Below are 18,492 nucleotides of genomic sequence, written 5' to 3'. Positions count from 1 at the left end.
TAAACCCGCTCCTAGCGCTTCTTGTTCGTCTTGCGGCGGCGGACGATGTACTTGTTGCTCGCCTTCTTGGGAGAACGAGTACGACCCTCCTTCTGACCCCACGGCGAGACCGGGTGGCGACCACCGGAGGTCTTGCCTTCACCACCACCGTGCGGGTGGTCAACCGGGTTCATCGCGACACCGCGGACGGTCGGGCGGACGCCCTTCCAGCGCATGCGGCCGGCCTTGCCCCAGTTGATGTTCGACTGCTCGGCGTTGCCGACCTCACCGATCGTCGCGCGGCAGCGCGCGTCGACCAGGCGGATCTCACCCGACGGCATACGAAGGTGGGCCATGGTGCCCTCCTTCGCCAGCAGCTGCACGGAGGCACCCGCGGAACGGGCGAACTTCGCGCCGCCGCCGGGCCGCAGCTCGATGGCGTGGATGGTCGTACCGACCGGGATGTTGCGCAGCGCCAGGTTGTTACCGGGCTTGATGTCGGCGGTCGGACCGTTCTCGACACGGTCACCCTGCGACAGGCCACGGGGAGCGACGATGTAACGCTTCTCGCCGTCCGCGTAGTGCAGCAGCGCGATGCGCGCGGTGCGGTTCGGGTCGTACTCGATGTGCGCGACCTTGGCCGGCACGCCGTCCTTGTCGTGACGACGGAAGTCGATCACGCGGTAGGCGCGCTTGTGGCCACCACCCTGGTGGCGAACGGTCACACGACCGGCGTTGTTACGGCCGCCCTTGCTGTGCAGGGGGCGGACCAGCGACTTCTCCGGCGTGGACCGCGTGATCTCGACAAAGTCGGCGACGCTGGAGCCACGACGGCCCGGGGTCGTCGGCTTGTACTTGCGGATACCCATTATCTCTCAGTCCTCGGAAGAATTCCGGATCCTGGACGTCTCGACCTCCGTCAGGAGGTCGGGCCGCCGAAGATGTCGATACGGTCGCCCTCGGCGAGGGTCACGATGGCGCGCTTCGTGTCGGCGCGCTTGCCGAAACCGGTGCGGGTGCGCTTGCGCTTGCCCTGCCGGTTGATCGTGTTGACCCCGGTGACCTTGACCGAGAAGACCGCCTCGACGGCCTGCTTGATCTGGGTCTTGTTGGAGCCGGGCGCGACGATGAACGTGTACTTGTTCTCGTCGAGCAGCGCGTAGCTCTTCTCGGAGACCACGGGCTTGACGAGAACGTCACGCGGGTCCGAGTACGTCTTGCTGGTAACGGTCGCCTCACTCATCAGGCGGCGCTCCCTTCGGTCTCAGCGGTCTGGGGGCCAGACACGAAGGACTCGAGGGCGGCCTGGGTGAAGACCACGTCGTCAGAGACGATCACGTCGTACGTGTTGAGCTGGCCCGGCTCCAGGATGTGCACCTGGGGCAGGTTGCGCGCGGACAGCCACGCGGCCTCGTCGGAGCGCTCGGCGACCAGGAGCACGTTGGGGCGCTCCGAGATCTTGCCGAGGAGCGCCTTGGCGGCCTTGGTGGAGATCTCGCTCTCGACCACGCCGGTGACGACGTGGATGCGGGAGTGACGGGCCCGGTCCGAGAGGGCACCGCGCAGGGCGGCGGCCTTCATCTTCTTCGGGGTCCGCTGCGAGTAGTCACGCGGCTGCGGGCCGTGGACGACGCCACCGCCGGCGAACTGCGGGGCGCGGGTCGAGCCCTGACGGGCGCGGCCGGTGCCCTTCTGGCGGTACGGCTTCTTGCCACCGCCGCGGACTTCGCCGCGGGTCTTGGTCTTGTGCGTGCCCTGACGGGCAGCCGCCAGCTGAGCGACAACGACCTGGTGGATCAGCGGAACGCTGGTCTTGGCGTCGAAGATCTCCGCGGGGAGCTCGACGGTACCGGCCTTGTCGCCTGCCGGCGAAAGGATGTCAATGGTGCTCATTACCTCAAGCCCCCTTGGCCGCGGTACGGACCAGGACGAGGCCGCCGTTCGGACCGGGGACCGCGCCCTTGATGAGGAGCAGACCCTTCTCCGCGTCAACCGCGTGGATGGTCAGGTTCTGGGTGGTGACGCGCTCGTTACCCATGCGGCCCGCCATGCGCATGCCCTTGAAGACACGCCCAGGGGTGGCGCAGCCACCGATGGAACCGGGGGAACGGTGCTTGCGCTGGGTGCCGTGCCCGGCGCCGAGGCCCTTGAAGTTGTGACGCTTCATGACACCGGCGAAGCCCTTGCCCTTGCTCTTGCCCGTGACGTCGACCTTGACGCCGGACTCGAACACCTCGGCAGTGACCTCCTGGCCCAGCGTGTACTCGCTGGCGTCAGGGGTGCGGAGCTCCACCAGGTGGCGGCGCGGGGTGACGTCGGCCTTGGCGAAGTGACCCTTGAGGGGCTTGTTCACCTTGCGCGGGTCGATCTCGCCGAAGGCGATCTGGACCGCTTCGTAGCCGTCGCTGTCGTTGGTGCGAACCTGCGTCACGACGCACGGCCCGGCCTTGACGACGGTCACCGGGACGACCCGGTTGTTCTCGTCCCAGACCTGGGTCATGCCGAGCTTCTCGCCCAGGACGCCCTTGATGTTCTTGCTCATCTCGGCCCGTCCCCTCAGAGCTTGATCTCGATGTCGACGCCGGCCGGCAGGTCGAGACGCATCAGCGAGTCAACCGTCTTCGGCGTGGGGTCGAGGATGTCGATGAGGCGCTTGTGGGTGCGCATCTCGAAGTGCTCGCGAGAGTCCTTGTACTTGTGCGGCGACTTGATGACGCAGTACACGTTCTTCTCAGTGGGCAGCGGCACCGGGCCCGCGACCGACGCACCAGTGCGGGTCACCGTCTCGACGATCTTCTTCGCCGAGGAGTCGATGACCTCGTGGTCGTAGGCCTTGAGCCGGATGCGGATCTTCTGTCCCGCCATGGCTACTAGTAGTCCTGTCTCTCTGTTTAACGCTCTGGAACCCGGGGGTTCTCTGGACTCCTCCGCCGACCCACGCGGTCGGGCGTGTCGCATCCCCTCTACGAAAATCTCCCGAAGGAGATCCCAACCAAGGGGGTGCGGGCCCGAGGACCGCGGAGCCGGGGGTGGAACACCCACCGGGTGCCTGGCCGGCGCCCTGCCTTGCTTCCCGGAAGATTCCCGTACGTCCGGCCCTTATAGAGCCGACGAGTACTGTGGGACTCGCTTCCGGTCCTCCCGGCGGGAGGCGCGCAGCATTGACACTCAACCGAGCAACCTGGTCAGTGTGCCATACGGGGCGCGGGCCTGGCCAATCGAGTCGGGAATCCTACCCCGTGCGAGCGAGTACTCAAACGCGGGCGCGCATCCGGCGGAGCCGCGTGTCGCACGGGACCGCGTCCGGCCCCTCCCCCAGGGCCCGGGAGGGGCGCCGCCCGGCCCTGGCAGAATCCGGCCATGCCGACGATCACACCGTACGACTGGAGTCTCCGCCCCGCCGTACCCGAGGACGTCGAGGCCGTCGCCGAGCTGCGGGCCGTCGTCATGCGCGCCGACCTGGAGCGGCTGGGGCGGTACGACGAGCACCGGGTGCGGCAGCGGCTGCGGGACGCCTTCCTCCCCGGGCACACCTCGGTCATCGAGTCGGGCGGCGCCTTCGCGGGATGCGTGACGCTGCGGCCGGGCGCGGACGGCTGGTGGCTGGAGAACTTCCTCCTCTCCCCCGCCCTCCAGGGCCACGGCATCGGCTCGGCCGTCCTGCGATCGGTGCTGGCCCGCGCGGACGCGGAGCGTCTGACCGTACGGCTGGACGTGCTGCGGGGCAGCGCGGCCCGGCGGCTCTACGAACGGCACGGGTTCGTACGGGAGCGGGAGGACGCGGTCGACGTGTTCCTGGTGCGCGAGCCGGTGGTGCGCGAGACCCCGTGACGCGCGGCCCCGCGGCGCGTGACGCCGTGGTGCGTGACGCCGTGGTGCGTGACGCCGTGGTGCACGGCTTCTTCCTCGTACGTGGCTCCGTCGTACGTGGCTCCGTCGTCCGCGCTTCCGTGGTGCGCGACGCCACAGCCCGACCGGGCAACCCGGCCGCCCCGATCCCCGTCTCTCCCCCCGCAGGCGCCGCTCGACCAGCCGCTGACCTGCGCGAGGAGCGAAGAGCCGGGAGTACGCAGCGCGGGGCGACCGTTCGCCCGCTGCGGGGGAAGCGGGAGCGGACGGAGTGCGTGGCGTGGTGGACCGATCTCTCCTGTCCCGGATGCGGATGCCCCGGCGCACGCTCCTGCTGACCGCCACGGCCACCGCGGCGACCGCCGCCGCCGGCTGTGCCGTACCGGCTCCGCGGCGCCGGGGCCCGATGGCGGACCCGGCGCCCGGGCTGGCCATAGCGACCACCCGGCGGGCGCAGATCATGCAGCTGCTGGCGCACCCGGACGACGACCTCTACTTCATGAACCCGGACACCCGGCAGTCCCTGGACGCCGGAACCCCGCTGGTCTGCGTCTATCTCACGGCGGGCGAGGCGGACGGCGTCAACAGGATCCCCGGGGCGCCCCGCCCGGCCGCCGACAGGACCGCGTACTCCTCCTCCCGCCACCAGGGGCTGCGCCAGGCGTACGCCGTCCTGCTCGGCCTGGACCGTTTCACGTCCTGGGAGCGTTCCGTCCTCGCCCTGCACGGCGGCCACCGGGCCGAGGTGAACGTGCTGACCGACGGGGTGCGCCGGGTGGAGCTGGTCTTCCTCAACACCGCGATGCACACCGGGCGGGGGCGGCTCGGGCTGCCGAGCCTCTGGCGGGACCGGCGGCTCGTGCTGCGTACGGTGGTGGCCGACAACTCCCCGCTGGAGAAGGCGGGTTCGTATACGTACGACGGTCTCGTCGACGTCCTCGCGGGGCTGCTGGAGCGGTACCGTCCCACCCTCGTGCACACCCTGGACCCCGACCCGGACCTCCAGTTCAGCAGCGAGTCCGAGCGCCGCCGGGACAGCGAGCAGCGCGGCTACTCCGACCACGCCGACCACACGGCGGCGGCCTGCTTCTCCTGGGCGGCGCTGATCCGCTGGGTGGCGCGCGCGACGGCTGCGGGCGAGCCGGTGCCCGGGTTCACGGTCTCCTCCTTCCGGGGCTACTACAACCGGCACTGGCCGAAGAACCTCCCGCCGGAGGTGCTGGAGCGCAAGGCCGCCCATCTCGTCCCGTACGGCGGCTCGCCCGACTGGGAGTGCGGGAACCCGGCCGGCTGCGGCGACTACAACGTGGGCGGCGACCGCCCCCTGACCAACCGGAAAGGCTGGGTCCGCTCGACCCACCACCGCTACCCCGGCCCCCGTGCGGCCGTGGTCTCCGGCGAGGACGGCCGGCTCACCGCGTACGGGGTGCTGGGGCTGCGCGCGGTGCGGTGGCGCGAGAGCGCGCCCGGCAGCGGGGTGTGGGAGGCGCCGGACGACCTCGGCGGCGGCCCGCTCGCCCCGGTGCTGGGCTCGGCGGTCACGGCGGACGGGCGCCAACTGCTGTTCGGGCTGCGGTTCGCGGCGCTCGGCGGGCACGGCTCGGACAACGAGCGCGAGATCGTGGTGCTGGAGCAGCGCTCGCCGGGCGGGCCCTTCCGCGCCTGGGAGGGGCTCGGCAACCCGGCGACGGGCAGCGATCACGGCCGCCGGATCGGGATACCGGTCGCCGTGACCGCCCCGGACGGCCGCGTCCACCTCTTCGTGCGGAACGCGGAGAAGGGGGTGAGCACCCGGATCCGCCGAGCGGGGAACGGCGGTTGGGGCGCGTGGCGCGATCTGGGCGGTGGCGAGGTGCAGGACGGGCTGAGCGCGGTGGTGGACACGGCGGGGCGGGTCCATGTCCACGCCGCCGGGCACCACAGCGTGCACCACTGGACCCAGGACGCCCCGGACACGGACGTCACCGCCCGCACGCAGCTCACCGAGGCGCCGGTCCCCGCGCACGCCCCGGCCGCGGTCCCCGCGCCGGACGGCTCGGTGGACCTCTACTACCGGGCGGCAGCGGCGGCCGACCTCACGACCCTGACCAGCGGGAGCACCTCGGCGCCCGGCTTCGAGGGGTACGGTCCGGTGGCGGCGGCGGCCACGCCCCGGGGCCCGGTCCTGCTGGGCCGCACGGCGGAGGGCGCCCTCCGCCTCCGTACCGCCGGGGCCACCGCCGTACGCTCTCAGGGACCGGTCGCCCTGGACGGGGCCGCGCTCCACCTCGGCGCGGACGGCGCACCGGTGGTCGTGGGGTTCGGGCCGGACGCGGCGCCGTGGATCTGGCGACCGGGTACCGCCACCTAGTGTTCACCGGGGCATAACGCGACGTTATGGGGAAGCGTTAGTACCCGGCGGGGTCCGTTCTTCGACAACCTAGGGGCCGTCAACCCCCACAAACACGCCCCTCAGCGTGATCCCCGAAATGAGGAACCATGCGAATAGCAAGGCTCGTTCCCGCTGCCCTCGCCGCCGCGGCCACCGTCCTCGCTCTTCTCACCCCCGCCGCCACCGCCGCCCCGCAGCCCCCGCTCACGGACGCCCCGCCGCCCACCACGCAGATCATCGGCGGCGGTCTCGCGCAGAACGCGCCGTGGGCCGCGCGGCTCTTCTCCAACGGCAGAGAGACCTGTTCGGCGACGATCATCGCGCCGACCTGGATCCTCACCGCCCGGCACTGCGTCACCGGCGGCGGGCTGTCGTTCCGCATCGGCAGCCTCGACCAGCACAGCGGCGGCGTGGTGGCCAACGGCGTCCAGACGTACAACCACAGCGCCGACATCTCGCTGGTCCGCCTGGACCGCTCCGTGCAGACCACCTACTCCCGCCTGGGTTCGCCCGGTTCGGTGAGCGTCGGCCAGAGCGTCCAGGTCTGGGGCTGGGGCGCCACCTCGCAGTGCGGCTCGGAGGCCAACTGCCAGTCGCGCTACCTGAAGGTCGCCAACGTGACGGTGACCGGCGGCTGCGGTGACGCGTACGGCGGCTCGGCCATCTGCGCCCGCCGCGGCAACGGCATCACGGCCGGCGGCGACTCCGGCGGCCCGATGACGGCCAACGGCATCCAGGTCGGCGTGGCCTCCACCAGCGACCGCCAGACCACGACGGCGTACACGAACGTCACCGCGTACCGCTCCTGGATCCAGTCCATCGCGGGCGTCTGACCGGCCGTCACATCCGGGGTGGCGGCCACCTGACCGGGCCGCCACTCACGGGGGGAGCGACGCCCGTCGGGCCCGCCGCCCTCAGGGGCGGCGGCGCCGCCGCACGGGCCCGCTCCTCCCGGAGGTGGCACCGCCCGGCCGGCCCGCCACCCCACCCGCCGGGACGGCGGACACCTGACCGGCCGCCGTCCCCGTAGTCCGTAGGGCCCCCTTACCTCGCCGCCCTGAGGTACCGGGGCCCTACATCCATTTACGGGCCCCGGCCTTCCGGCCGGGGGCCAGGTACAGGCCCCAGAGGAACCGGAACCAGGCCATCGACGCCGCGCCGCCGAGCGCCGCCAGGGCGAGGGCGACGAGCACGCTGTCCGCCTCCCGGGCCGGGAGGAGCAGCAGCAGGAGGAGGCCCGCGAGTGCGGCGGTCGCGAGGGTGGCGTGGAGCAGGCGGTGCATGCGGGTCACCTCGGGTTCAGGGGCGGAGAGGTACGACGGGCAGGGCCGCGAGTCCACATCCTGCCCTGGTCGGTGGCGATGCGGACATGGCGAAGGGCCCCGCACCTCGGAAGAGGTGCGGGGCCCTTCGTGCAGCTCAGTGAGCCACCAGGTCCAAGGACCAAGCAGAAACTACTTGATGATCTTGGTGACCTGGCCGGCGCCCACGGTCCGGCCACCCTCACGGATGGCGAACTTCAGGCCCTCTTCCATGGCGACCGGCTGGATCAGCGCGACGTCCATGAGGGTGTTGTCACCCGGCATGACCATCTCGGTGCCCTCGGGAAGGGTCACAACGCCCGTCACGTCCGTGGTACGGAAGTAGAACTGCGGGCGGTAGTTGTTGAAGAACGGGGTGTGACGGCCACCCTCGTCCTTCGACAGGATGTAGGACTGCGCCTGGAACTCGGTGTGCGGCGTGACCGAACCCGGCTTGATGATGACCTGGCCGCGCTCGACGTCCTCGCGCTTGATGCCACGGAGGAGCAGACCGACGTTCTCACCGGCCTGGCCCTCGTCGAGCAGCTTGCGGAACATCTCGATGCCGGTGACCGTGGTGGTGGTCTTCTCGGTCTTGATACCGACGATGTCGACGGTCTCGTTGACCTTGAGGACACCACGCTCGATGCGGCCGGTGACGACCGTACCGCGACCGGTGATCGTGAAGACGTCCTCGATCGGCATGAGGAACGGCTTCTCGACGTCACGCTCGGGCTGCGGGATGGACTCGTCCACGGCGGCCATCAGGTTCAGGACCGACTGGCCCCACTCCTTGTCGCCCTCGAGGGCCTTGAGCGCCGAGACCTTGACGACGGGAACGTCGTCGCCCGGGAACTCGTACTCGGAGAGGAGCTCACGGACCTCGAGCTCGACGAGCTCCAGGATCTCCTCGTCGTCCACCATGTCGGCCTTGTTCAGGGCGACGACGATGTAGGGGACGCCGACCTGGCGGGCCAGGAGCACGTGCTCCTTGGTCTGCGGCATCGGGCCGTCGGTGGCGGCGACCACGAGGATGGCGCCGTCCATCTGCGCGGCACCCGTGATCATGTTCTTGATGTAGTCCGCGTGACCGGGGCAGTCGACGTGCGCGTAGTGACGCGACTCCGTCTGGTACTCGACGTGCGCGATGGAGATGGTGATACCGCGCTGGCGCTCCTCGGGAGCCTTGTCGATCTGGTCGAAGGCCGAGGCCTCGTTCAGGTCCGGGTACGCGTCGTGCAGCACCTTGGTAATGGCGGCCGTGAGGGTCGTCTTACCGTGGTCGATGTGACCGATGGTGCCGATGTTGACGTGGGGCTTAGTCCGCTCGAACTTTGCCTTCGCCACTGGGGTCCTCCTGAGTGGTTCTGTACGCCTTGCTTCATCGGCGCCAGGTGATCTTTGCTGGGGTGCCGGCGCCGGGGGCATGCGGCACAGTGCTCGCGCGCTGTGCCGCATGCCCGCCCGGCTCCGGTGACAAGCCTAAAGCGTGTGCTCGGGAGAGTTACTCGCCCTTGGCCTTCGCGATGATCTCCTCGGCGACGTTCCGCGGAACCTCGGCGTAGGAGTCGAACTGCATCGAGTAGCTTGCGCGACCCGAGGTCTTGCTGCGGAGGTCTCCGACGTAGCCGAACATCTCCGAGAGGGGCACGAGGCCCTTCACGACGCGAGCGCCGCTGCGCTCCTCCATGGCCTGGATCTGGCCACGGCGGGAGTTGAGGTCGCCGATGACATCGCCCATGTAGTCCTCGGGCGTGGTGACCTCGACGGCCATCATCGGCTCGAGGAGCACGGGAGAGGCCTTGCGGGCACCCTCCTTGAACGCCTGCGAACCGGCGATCTTGAAGGCGAGCTCGGAGGAGTCGACCTCGTGGAAACCACCGTCGAGAAGGGTGACGCGGACGCCGACCATCTCGTAACCGGCCAGGATGCCGAACTGCATGGCTTCCTGGGCACCCGCGTCCACCGAGGGAATGTACTCACGGGGGATGCGGCCACCGGTGACCTTGTTGACGAACTCGTAGGATGCGTCGCCGCCCTCGATGGGCTCGATGGCGATCTGCACCTTCGCGAACTGACCGGTACCACCGGTCTGCTTCTTGTGCGTGTAGTCGATGCGCTCGACGGCCTTGCGGATCGTCTCGCGGTACGCGACCTGGGGCTTGCCGACGTTCGCCTCGACGCGGAACTCGCGCTTCATGCGGTCGACGAGCACCTCGAGGTGAAGCTCGCCCATACCACCGATGATGGTCTGGCCGGTCTCCTCGTCGGAGTGCACCTGGAAGGAGGGGTCCTCCTCCGAGAGACGCTGGATGGCGACACCCAGCTTCTCCTGGTCACCCTTGGACTTGGGCTCGATGGCGACCTGGATGACCGGCGCCGGGAAGTCCATGGACTCCAGGATGACCGGGTTCTTGTCGTCGCACAGCGTCTCACCGGTGGTGGTCTGCTTCAGGCCCATGACGGCGATGATGTCGCCGGCGCCCACCGACGCGATCTCCTCACGCTTGTTCGCGTGCATGCGGTAGATCTTGCCGATGCGCTCCTTCTTGCCCTTGACGGAGTTCAGCACCGCGGTGCCGGCCTCCAGGCGACCGGAGTAGATCCGGACGAAGGTGAGCTTGCCCAGGTGCGGGTCGCTCGCGATCTTGAACGCCAGGCCGGAGAACGGCTCGTCGTCCGAGGGCTTGCGGGCGATGACCTTCTCCGGGTCCTTCACGTCGTGGCCCTCGATGGCCTCGACGTCCAGGGGGGAAGGCAGGTAGCGCACGACCGCGTCGAGCAGGGGCTGGACGCCCTTGTTCTTGAACGCGGTGCCACAGAACACCGGGGTGACGGTGACGGAGTCGGCACTGCCCTTCGACGCCAGCGTGATGCGGCGGATCGCCTCGTGCAGCTGCTCCTGGGTGGGCTCGTTGCCCTCCAGGTACAGCTCCATCATGGCGTCGTCGTTCTCGGCCACGGCCTCCAGGAGCTTGCCGCGCCACTCGGCGGCCGACTCCTTGAGGTTGTCCGGGATCTCGACGATGTTGTACATCTCGCCCTTGGCGGCCTCTTCGGGGTACACGAAGGCCTTCATCGACACGAGGTCGACGACGCCCGTGAAGTCCGCTTCGGCGCCGATGGGGAGCTGCATGACGATCGGGGTCGCGCCGAGGCGGTCCACGATCATGTTGACGCAGCGCAGGAAGTCCGCGCCGGTGCGGTCGAGCTTGTTGACGAAGCAGATGCGCGGCACGCCGTAGCGGTCCGCCTGACGCCACACGGTCTCGGACTGCGGCTCGACGCCCGCCACACCGTCGAACACGGTGACGGCGCCGTCGAGGACGCGGAGCGAACGCTCCACCTCGACGGTGAAGTCGACGTGACCCGGGGTGTCGATGATGTTGATGGTGTGGTCAACATCGTTGAGCGGCCAGTGACAGGTCGTCGCGGCGGACGTGATCGTGATGCCGCGCTCCTGCTCCTGCTCCATCCAGTCCATCGTGGCAGCGCCGTCGTGGACTTCACCGATCTTGTAGCTCACACCGGTGTAGAAGAGGATCCGCTCAGTGGTGGTCGTCTTGCCCGCGTCGATGTGGGCCATGATCCCGATGTTGCGGACCTTGGCCAGGTCAAGCGAAGTGGTGGCCATATGGCTCAGTCTTCTCTCGGTCTCGATGGGGGTAGCGACTACCAGCGGTAGTGCGCGAAGGCCTTGTTGGACTCGGCCATCTTGTGGGTGTCCTCACGCTTCTTGACCGAAGCGCCGAGGCCGTTGGAGGCGTCGAGCAGTTCGTTCATGAGGCGCTCGGTCATGGTCTTCTCGCGACGGGCGCGGGAGTAACCGACGAGCCAGCGCAGCGCCAGGGTGGAGGCACGACCGGGCTTGACCTCGATCGGCACCTGGTAGGTGGCGCCACCGACACGGCGGGACTTGACCTCGAGCGAGGGCTTGACGTTCTCCAGCGCGCGCTTCAGCGTGATGACCGGGTCGTTGCCGGTCTTCTCGCGGAGGCCTTCCATGGCGCCGTAGACGATGCGCTCGGCGGTGGAACGCTTGCCGTCGAGGAGGATCTTGTTGATCAGCGACGTGACAAGAGGAGAGCTGTAGACCGGGTCGATGATGACCGGGCGCTTCGGGGCGGGGCCCTTACGAGGCATTCTTACTTCTCCTTCTTGGCGCCGTAGCGGCTGCGGGCCTGCTTGCGGTTCTTGACACCCTGGGTGTCGAGCGAACCGCGGATGATCTTGTAACGAACACCCGGCAGGTCCTTCACACGGCCACCACGCACGAGCACGATGGAGTGCTCCTGCAGGTTGTGTCCCTCACCCGGGATGTAGGCCGTGACCTCGATACCGGAGGTCAGACGCACACGCGCGACCTTACGGAGGGCCGAGTTCGGCTTCTTCGGGGTGGTCGTGAACACACGCGTGCAGACACCGCGACGCTGGGGCGAACCCTCGAGCGCGGGCGTCTTGTTCTTCTCGACCTTGTCCTGCCGGCCCTTCCGGACCAGCTGCTGGATCGTAGGCACTACTTCTCCGGTTTCTGTGTGCCGTTCGTGAAACTAACCTGGAACATCACCGACCCACGCGGTCGGGTGTGTCGAATACTGCGGACTCCCGCCCGAGGGGCGGCAGGGCACAGATTGCGGTGGCTACGGACGGACTCGCGGTGCGGTTGAGGACACGCACCGGAGCCCAGGCACACCCCAGGCACAAGGCTTGAGCGTACCTACCTCACGGACCTGGGTCAAAACAAATGCTGTCCACCCCGACACGCCGGGGGCGGGACCGGTTCGCGCGGGGCCGTCGCGAGATCGACAGCGCCCGCCGCGGCCCCGTGCTCACTCGGAGGCGAGCGGGGCCCGGCGCCCGGCGGTGACCGCCGGGTCGGGGAGGAACTGGCCCGCCACCCGGACGAACATCTCGCGCTGGTCCGCCGGTACGCCGAGTGCCACGGCGGCCTCTTCGAGGGTGAGCGGGCGGCCGCCCGCCGCCGGTGCGCCCGCGGGGGCGCCGGGCAGCGGCAGGTCCTCCTCCGTGAGCCGGCCGGAGCGGATGAGCATGTCGCGCACCGGGACCTGGAGCACCTGCGCGAGACGCCTGGTGGTCTCCAGGTCGGGCATGCTCTGGCGCTGGAGGAGACGGGTGATGGCGGCCCGGTGGACCCCGGCCTCGTCGGCGAGACGGGATTTGCCGCCGCCGCGTGGACTGTCGATGTCGAAGCCGCGCCGACGGATCAGTTCTTCGATCCAGGTCGCGAAGCTGTCGAGTTCGCCCGTGGTCATGGGGCACTCGCCTCCCTCCGAAGCAACCATCACACTATCGCGCTTGCGCGCAAGGAATTACCCCGCCCACCCATACCGTTTGGGCAAAATCTGTGGAGATAAAGGTGGCGGACCTCTCAATTCCTCCTTGCGTGCGAGCGCGCAACATGTCAGGGTGCGGACTCGCAACACCTTGTGCGGGGAGAAGGGATCGCCATGAACACACCGAACACGTCCACATCGAGTACACGGACATCCGGAGCCGGGACACGGACCGAAGCCCGGAAGCCCGGTGACCGGAAGCCTGGAGACCGGGGGCTCGGTGACCGGAAGCCTGGAGACCGGACGTCCGATGGCGGTCCGTCCGCGGCCACCGCGACCGCCCCGGCCATGGCAGCGGACGCCATGACCGCCGACGCCGTGCTCTGGATCGAGCTACTGCTGCGCCAGTACCCGGAGCTGCTCGCCGAACTGGCCCCCGCCTACCGCTCCCCATCCGCCCCGCGCGCGATCCCGGCCCGCGCCCACCGGGCCCCGGCCGGCCCGACCCGCGCCGAGCGCGAGGAGGCCCTGCGCGCCGAGCAGGCGCACGGCCTCACCCCGTCCGGAGCCCGTACCTCGCCGCTCCGGCTGCACGTCTCCGACGCCGTACGGGACATCACGGATGGCGTGATCGAGCTGGACGAGGCGGTCCACGACCGGCTCCGGCTGCCCCGCCCGCGCCGCGAGCAGGTGCCCGGCCGGCTGCTGCGCGTCGCGGGACTGCTCGACCGGGCCGCCGGCGACGACGTCCTCCTCGCCCACGTCCGGGACGAGGTCCGCCGGATGGCCCGGCGCTGCACCCGGGCCCTGGGCGGCGCCGAACCGGTGGTGCGGGTGAGCGGCCGCTGCCCCTGGTGCGACTCGGTCTCGCTGCGGGCCTTCCCCGCGCGCCGCGCGGTCCTCTGCGTCAACCCGGCCTGCCGCTGCGCGGACCGGGCCTGCGACTGCCGTACGGATCCGGCGCACCGCCACGCGTGGAGCGAGGGCGCCTGGGCGCGGCTCGCGGCGGAGTCGGGCGCCGATCTCGCGGAGCTGACCGCCTCGACGGCGGACACCGCACGGCGGGAGACGGCCCCCACCGCAGGCACGACGGACACGGCGCGGCGGGAGACCGGCCCCACCACCGGCACGGCCGGCACCGCACGGCGGGAGGGCAGCCGATGAGGGGCATGGACGGGGCACCGACCCTGGTGACGGGCGCCCTGGCCGCCCACGAGGCGGGCGTGACCCCGGCGACGATCCGCAAGTGGGTCCAGCTGGGCCACCTCAGCCCGGCGGGCCGGCGGGGCCGGGCGCACACGTTCCGGCTGGCGGACGTCTTCGCGGCGGAACGGGCGGCCCGGCGCAGGACGCCGACGGCGCGCTGAACGACAGGAGCGGTGAAGGAGGGGCGGCACCCCGCGGGTGCCGCCCCTCTCACCGTTCCCGCCTCCGCAGGCTCCCCGGTTACTTCTCCGGCACGTTCACGTTCGCCATGCGGAGCACCTGGGCGCCGCCCTCCGTACCCCCGGCCACCAGGGCGATCGCCTCGCCCCAGCCGCTGCGGAACCCCCGGGTCTCCGCCTCGACGGCGACTCTCGCGCCGACCTTGCCGACGACGGCGGTGAGCGTGCGGGCGACCTCCGCGGTGTACGTACCCGACTCCCCCGACTCCGCGGCCACCTCGACCGCCGCAGCCACGACATCGGCCAGCCTCTCCTGGGCACCGATCACCGGCTCACTCCCGTCCACCCGCTCCCCCGCTCCCTCGCTCCACATGCCTCGTCCGGGCGCTTCCCGCCGCAGAACCGCCGCCTTTCGAATGTCAGTTCGATAACCGCAGACTAACGCACCGGGGGCGGGGATGCGGGAGACGAGAACAGGCCCCGCCGCACACCGAGGGGGCGCGGACGACCCCGAATCGCACGAGAGCCGCGGGCGGTGAAATTGCGCCTCCGCGCCAATAGGTTGCGCGCTCGCACGATCTCAGTCACAATAGGTGCAGCGGCGGAGCTGCGCCCACCCTCCGGGCGCGGCTCCGCCGCCCGCGTTCCGGCCCTTCGAGCGCGCCTCGAACGGTCCCGCCGGACGCCTCCCTGACCACCTCTCACCACCTCTCACCACCTCCGCGAACAGGAGTGATCGCCCTGCCATGACCTCACCTCCGAGCACCTTCCCCGACGTGGAAGCCATCGTCGTGGAGCTTCTCTCCGAGCGCGCCGATCTGGCGGACGCGGTCGTGGACGAGACTCCGCCGCCGGGCTTCGACGGCACGCAGAAGGCGGTGATCGTCTCCCGGCGCGGTGGCGCCTGGATCGACGACCTCCACCTGGACCAGCCGCTGATCGAGCTGGAGGCCTACGGGCCGGACAAGGCCACGGCCCACCGCCTGGCCAACTCCGCCCGGGCCGAACTGCTCGCCGCGGTCGGCCGGCGGTACGGGACGAACATCGTGATCAGCGATGTCGTCGAGTCGGACGGCCCGCGCTGGCTGCCCGAGTACCTGTACCCGGCGGCCAACCGCTACCTCTGCGTCCTGCGCGTCTCGCTGCGCATCGGCTGACGCGGCGCGCCGGTCCCGTACGCCCCGGATCGGCCCGTACGCCTCGTACCGGTCCCGTACGCCCCCGACCGCGCGCGTGAGCGCTGGGCCGGTCCCGTACCACCGGCCGACCGATGGCCGTACGCCCCACCGCGGTCGGTACGCCTTCGAGGCCGTACGCCGACGAGGCGGCGCGCCCCGGGACCCGTGCGCCCGCGATCCCCGTACGCACACCGGCCGTACGCGCCCCACAGACCAGGCCCTGCCCCTCGGGCGGGGCCTTTGCCGTACCCGGTACGGCACGCACCACCCCAGGCACCACCAGCGCACCACACCCGCCCCTTCCAGGGGCCAACCACCCAAGGAGCCATCCATGGCAGGCAACAACGCCTCCGAGATCCGCGTGGCCGGAACCGGCCGCATCCTCGTCGCCGAGATCGACGCCCCGCTGCCGGAGGCCTTCTCCGACAACCCGGCGGCCGACTGGGGCCCGGCCTGGACCGATCTGGGCTACACCTCCACCGAGGGCGTGACCTTCTCCAAGAAGGACAAGCTGGACCCGGTCGAGACGTGGCAGTCCATCAGCCCGGCCCGGTTCGTCTACGCGGACCGCGACCTGACGCTGAAGTTCGCGATGCTCCAGTTCAACGAGGACACGCTGCCGTTCTTCCTCGGCGGCAAGTCCACGGACATCCGCAAGGACGGCGAGGCGGCGAACGTCTTCCAGTTCGACGTGCCGGACGGACCGACCTTCGACGAGCGGGCCCTCGGCCTGGAGTTCACCGACGGCTCCGAGGTCACGTACCGCTTCGTCATCCCGCGCGGCCAGGTCACCGCGACCGACGACATCAAGCTCGCCCGGAAGGCGGCGGCGCAGCTGGGCGTCACCTTCACCGCGCTGTCGCCGGGCGAAGGCCAGGCGCTGGCGACCTTCGTCATGAAGGACGCGGCCTACGCGGTGCCGACGGTCCCGGCGCCGTAACTCCCGTACGCCCGCAACACCCGCCGGGGCGGGGCCGGTTCACGCCGGCCCCGCCCCGGCACCTCACTTCCGGCACCCCCCTGAAACGGAGACACCGCATGGCTTCCTTCGACGTGAACGCGGCGCGCGCCCAGCGCCTGGAGGCGCTCGGCCGCACCTGGTCGTTCGATCTGGACGGCGACACCTTCGAACTGCCCACCGAGCTGACCCGCGCCACCGCCGCCGCGCTGCGTTCGCTGGACGACAACGACGTGGACGGGCTGCTGCGGCTGCTGCTCGGCGAGGAGCAGTTCGGCCGCTTCGAGCGCCACGACATCACCATGCAGGACATCGCCGCACTCCTGGAGGCGTACGGCAAGGAGACCGGGCTCGGCCTGGGGGAAGGCTGAGCCTCGACGCGTTCGTCACCGAGCACGCCGAGGCCCTCGAAGCCGACCTGCTGCGGCACTACGGCGTGGACCTGCTGGACTGGCACCGCGGCCGGCTGACCTCCCGCCGGCTCGCGGTGCTGGTCAAGCACATGCCACGCGACAGCGCCGTCTCCCGAGAACTCGACGGGGACGGCGCGGAGTGGACCGTGTCCGACTACCTGCTGGCCGCGGCGGTGGACCATCTCGCCGCCGCCAACTGGATGTTCGCCTCGGTCAACACGGACGAGGACAGCGAACCGCCTGAGGCGCCGGTGCCGGTGCCGAGGCCGGGGGACGGTGCGGAGGCCAGGGAGGCGCCGGACGAGGAGCCCGGCCCCGCCCAGGCGCCGAGCCGGACCGAACTCCTGCGCTTCTTCGCCTGATCCGGTCGCGGCGGCCGCCCGAGCTCGCCCCCGTACTGGCCGCTCAACCGAACAGCGGGCCTTGGACGATCAAGGTCACCAAGCCGATGAGCGCCGCCAGGCCCACCGCGCAGAAGAATCCTCCCGCACCGTACGAACCGACCTTGGGGCTTTCATCATTGACGACCGGCTCGGCCTTGTGCTCCACGTCGTAGAGCACACGAGCCGGCTTCCCGACCTGCACGGGAATCGTACGGCGGGGCCTGGTCCATGCAACACGGGAACGCCCTTCAGTGTCCGTGTACCTGATACCGCTCGAAACCAGACCCTCCCCTGTCCATTTCAGGTTCACACATACACCGGAAGTGCTCATTCCTTTTCCGCCCGACAGAAGACGCGCCTGAAGGGCCCTCAGACGCACTGCCCGAGCGCCGAGGAAAAGAAAAGCAACGGGAAAAGACAAAGCCAGAAGAGCGACAAGGATGTGCCCCATGAGCGTCATGGGCGAATTTTAACATGCACCCAGGAGCACATCAGCAGGCAATGCCTATGTTCCAGGAGGTGAGGAGCATGAACGAAGATGAAGGCGCCGAAGCCATCAGGTCCTTGATCAAGGAAATGAAAGAGATCTCGGACGACCTGGAGGCGGCACAGAGAAAAATAAAAAGCCTCCGGACCGCTGACGAAAATCGGAAGGACGACGTATCCAGGGTTGAGGAGCGACTGAATTCGCTGGAAAATCCACCGCAGGATCCGAAGGAATGGTCGGAAGCCCGGTGGTCGGGTCTCCTCGGTGAGGATTTCGTCGAAAATAACGCGTCCGTATCCCAACAGTGGCTGTACTCCAGTCTCCAGGGTGTGAAACTCGATCCGACCGTCTTCACCGTGGCACCGGACATGCTGAAGCTGGGGCCGACCGGCATCGAGATTCTCGGGGTGAACGTCACTCCGAATTGGGAGGAGTCCGTCACCGGGAGAGTGCGTTCGATCTTTTCGAGGCGTACGGGGCGCAATAATCCAGAGGACGGCGGTTCACGCGACGAGGAATCCGGTACGTCCAGCGGAGACAACAGGCGTCTACAACGGATAGAGCAAGGTCTCACAAACGTCCGCACCCGGACGCGGAACACCAACATTCGGGTCAATCGCCTGGAGAGTTCGGTCTCGGCGCTACGCGGCAGGGCAACACGCCACGACACCGCGATCAGAGGACTGCTCCAGGGCCAGCGGAGCACGGCGAGCGCCTCCCGTGGTGAGGTCGCGGCCCGGCGCGCGACCGCTGAAAGCCAGCGGCAGCGGCGCGTCCTGGGCGGTCCTACCCGAGCCGCCCAGGATGCCGCCCGGCTGCGCCAGCTGGAGTCCGCGCTCCGTGCCGTCGAAGACCGTTCCCGAGCGCTTGAGCGAGCCCTGTGACCGTGTCGCG

23 protein-coding genes are annotated in these 18,492 nt (G+C 69.8%); 10 read left to right on the top strand and 13 right to left on the bottom strand.

Annotation, left to right across the window (positions count from 1 at the left end):
• Positions 1–11 precede the first annotated feature (11 nt).
• Genes rplB through rpsJ form a run of 5 tightly spaced genes read right to left on the bottom strand, consistent with a single transcriptional unit; the run spans position 12 to position 2,844 of the window.
• On the bottom strand, positions 12–848 hold the full coding sequence (gene rplB, locus ACQ9ZG_RS20825; RefSeq protein ID WP_003966957.1) for a 50S ribosomal protein L2: 837 nt from the start codon (positions 846–848) through the stop codon (positions 12–14).
• Between the two features lie 50 nt (positions 849–898).
• A complete protein-coding gene (gene rplW, locus ACQ9ZG_RS20820) occupies positions 899–1,222 on the bottom strand; it encodes a 50S ribosomal protein L23 (protein WP_003966958.1) in 324 nt (107 codons plus the stop codon).
• Positions 1,222–1,872 (bottom strand): 50S ribosomal protein L4, encoded by a 651-nt coding sequence (gene rplD / locus ACQ9ZG_RS20815; RefSeq protein ID WP_018490819.1) that lies wholly within the window; start codon positions 1,870–1,872, stop codon positions 1,222–1,224. Before rplD ends, rplW begins: the two co-directional genes overlap by 1 nt.
• Before the next feature lie 4 nt (positions 1,873–1,876).
• Positions 1,877–2,521 (bottom strand): 50S ribosomal protein L3, encoded by a 645-nt coding sequence (gene rplC / locus ACQ9ZG_RS20810; protein ID WP_003966960.1) that lies wholly within the window; start codon positions 2,519–2,521, stop codon positions 1,877–1,879.
• A gap of 14 nt (positions 2,522–2,535) precedes the next feature.
• Positions 2,536–2,844 carry a 30S ribosomal protein S10 gene (rpsJ, locus tag ACQ9ZG_RS20805; RefSeq protein WP_003948644.1) on the bottom strand — a complete coding sequence of 103 codons (309 nt, stop codon included), beginning with the start codon at positions 2,842–2,844 and terminating at the stop codon, positions 2,536–2,538.
• A 495-nt stretch (positions 2,845–3,339) separates the two neighbouring features.
• On the opposite strand from rpsJ, the gene ACQ9ZG_RS20800 reads away from it, so the two are divergent.
• The 3 genes from ACQ9ZG_RS20800 (at position 3,340) to ACQ9ZG_RS20790 (ending at position 7,032) form a co-directional block, all read left to right on the top strand.
• Positions 3,340–3,810: a GNAT family N-acetyltransferase gene (locus ACQ9ZG_RS20800; RefSeq protein ID WP_109916117.1), complete on the top strand. Its 471-nt coding sequence runs from the start codon at positions 3,340–3,342 to the stop codon at positions 3,808–3,810.
• A 331-nt stretch (positions 3,811–4,141) separates the two neighbouring features.
• The gene (locus tag ACQ9ZG_RS20795; protein ID WP_499281625.1) at positions 4,142–6,178 is read left to right on the top strand and encodes a PIG-L family deacetylase; all 2,037 of its coding nucleotides are present in this window, start codon (positions 4,142–4,144) and stop codon (positions 6,176–6,178) included.
• Positions 6,179–6,306: 128 nt separating this feature from the next.
• On the top strand, positions 6,307–7,032 hold the full coding sequence (locus ACQ9ZG_RS20790) for a S1 family peptidase (RefSeq protein ID WP_018490816.1): 726 nt from the start codon (positions 6,307–6,309) through the stop codon (positions 7,030–7,032).
• A 240-nt stretch (positions 7,033–7,272) separates the two neighbouring features.
• Here the strand turns inward: ACQ9ZG_RS20790 and ACQ9ZG_RS20785 are convergent, their stop codons facing one another.
• From ACQ9ZG_RS20785 to ACQ9ZG_RS20760, 6 genes are all read right to left on the bottom strand, one after another.
• Complete coding sequence (locus tag ACQ9ZG_RS20785) at positions 7,273–7,482, bottom strand: hypothetical protein (RefSeq protein ID WP_109915935.1); 210 nt, start codon at positions 7,480–7,482, stop codon at positions 7,273–7,275.
• 171 nt (positions 7,483–7,653) lie between these two features.
• Positions 7,654–8,847: an elongation factor Tu gene (tuf, locus tag ACQ9ZG_RS20780; RefSeq protein ID WP_018490814.1), complete on the bottom strand. Its 1,194-nt coding sequence runs from the start codon at positions 8,845–8,847 to the stop codon at positions 7,654–7,656.
• 157 nt (positions 8,848–9,004) lie between these two features.
• On the bottom strand, positions 9,005–11,134 hold the full coding sequence (gene fusA, locus ACQ9ZG_RS20775; protein WP_028416687.1) for an elongation factor G: 2,130 nt from the start codon (positions 11,132–11,134) through the stop codon (positions 9,005–9,007).
• 38 nt (positions 11,135–11,172) lie between these two features.
• Positions 11,173–11,643 (bottom strand): 30S ribosomal protein S7, encoded by a 471-nt coding sequence (gene rpsG, locus ACQ9ZG_RS20770; protein WP_003966970.1) that lies wholly within the window; start codon positions 11,641–11,643, stop codon positions 11,173–11,175.
• A 2-nt stretch (positions 11,644–11,645) separates the two neighbouring features.
• Entirely contained in the window at positions 11,646–12,017 is a 372-nt protein-coding gene (gene rpsL, locus ACQ9ZG_RS20765) for a 30S ribosomal protein S12 (protein WP_003948652.1), read from the bottom strand.
• Between the two features lie 312 nt (positions 12,018–12,329).
• Entirely contained in the window at positions 12,330–12,773 is a 444-nt protein-coding gene (locus tag ACQ9ZG_RS20760) for a helix-turn-helix domain-containing protein (protein WP_099219711.1), read from the bottom strand.
• Between the two features lie 195 nt (positions 12,774–12,968).
• Between ACQ9ZG_RS20760 and ACQ9ZG_RS20755 the strand changes: the two genes are divergently transcribed.
• Together ACQ9ZG_RS20755 and ACQ9ZG_RS20750 are read left to right on the top strand one after the other, a co-directional pair.
• Positions 12,969–13,958, top strand: a complete 990-nt coding sequence (locus tag ACQ9ZG_RS20755) for a hypothetical protein (RefSeq protein WP_499281045.1) — start codon at positions 12,969–12,971, stop codon at positions 13,956–13,958.
• Positions 13,955–14,161 carry a MerR family transcriptional regulator gene (locus ACQ9ZG_RS20750; protein WP_499281043.1) on the top strand — a complete coding sequence of 69 codons (207 nt, stop codon included), beginning with the start codon at positions 13,955–13,957 and terminating at the stop codon, positions 14,159–14,161. The genes ACQ9ZG_RS20755 and ACQ9ZG_RS20750 overlap by 4 nt, the downstream gene beginning before the upstream one ends.
• A 79-nt stretch (positions 14,162–14,240) precedes the next feature.
• Here the strand turns inward: ACQ9ZG_RS20750 and ACQ9ZG_RS20745 are convergent, their stop codons facing one another.
• Complete coding sequence (locus ACQ9ZG_RS20745) at positions 14,241–14,525, bottom strand: hypothetical protein (protein WP_420881519.1); 285 nt, start codon at positions 14,523–14,525, stop codon at positions 14,241–14,243.
• A 400-nt stretch (positions 14,526–14,925) separates the two neighbouring features.
• Here ACQ9ZG_RS20745 and ACQ9ZG_RS20740 point away from each other — a divergent pair, with 400 nt between their 5' ends.
• From ACQ9ZG_RS20740 to ACQ9ZG_RS20725, 4 genes are all read left to right on the top strand, one after another.
• Complete coding sequence (locus ACQ9ZG_RS20740; protein WP_019765138.1) at positions 14,926–15,336, top strand: phage tail termination protein; 411 nt, start codon at positions 14,926–14,928, stop codon at positions 15,334–15,336.
• A gap of 352 nt (positions 15,337–15,688) precedes the next feature.
• Positions 15,689–16,297 carry a phage tail tube protein gene (locus ACQ9ZG_RS20735; protein WP_028416692.1) on the top strand — a complete coding sequence of 203 codons (609 nt, stop codon included), beginning with the start codon at positions 15,689–15,691 and terminating at the stop codon, positions 16,295–16,297.
• Between the two features lie 98 nt (positions 16,298–16,395).
• On the top strand, positions 16,396–16,686 hold the full coding sequence (locus ACQ9ZG_RS20730; protein WP_019765136.1) for a hypothetical protein: 291 nt from the start codon (positions 16,396–16,398) through the stop codon (positions 16,684–16,686).
• A 65-nt stretch (positions 16,687–16,751) separates the two neighbouring features.
• A complete protein-coding gene (locus ACQ9ZG_RS20725; protein WP_109916057.1) occupies positions 16,752–17,090 on the top strand; it encodes a hypothetical protein in 339 nt (112 codons plus the stop codon).
• A gap of 43 nt (positions 17,091–17,133) precedes the next feature.
• On the opposite strand, the gene ACQ9ZG_RS20720 is transcribed toward ACQ9ZG_RS20725, so the two are convergent.
• Positions 17,134–17,571 (bottom strand): hypothetical protein, encoded by a 438-nt coding sequence (locus ACQ9ZG_RS20720; RefSeq protein WP_181398275.1) that lies wholly within the window; start codon positions 17,569–17,571, stop codon positions 17,134–17,136.
• Between the two features lie 68 nt (positions 17,572–17,639).
• Between ACQ9ZG_RS20720 and ACQ9ZG_RS20715 the strand changes: the two genes are divergently transcribed.
• The gene (locus ACQ9ZG_RS20715) at positions 17,640–18,482 is read left to right on the top strand and encodes a hypothetical protein (RefSeq protein WP_146225744.1); all 843 of its coding nucleotides are present in this window, start codon (positions 17,640–17,642) and stop codon (positions 18,480–18,482) included.
• Positions 18,483–18,492 lie beyond the last annotated feature (10 nt).

Source organism: Streptomyces araujoniae (genome assembly GCF_050871195.1).
GTDB lineage: Bacteria > Actinomycetota > Actinomycetes > Streptomycetales > Streptomycetaceae > Streptomyces > Streptomyces bacillaris.
Note: the sequence above shows the minus strand (reverse complement) of the source record. Positions and strands in the feature narration are given on the sequence as shown.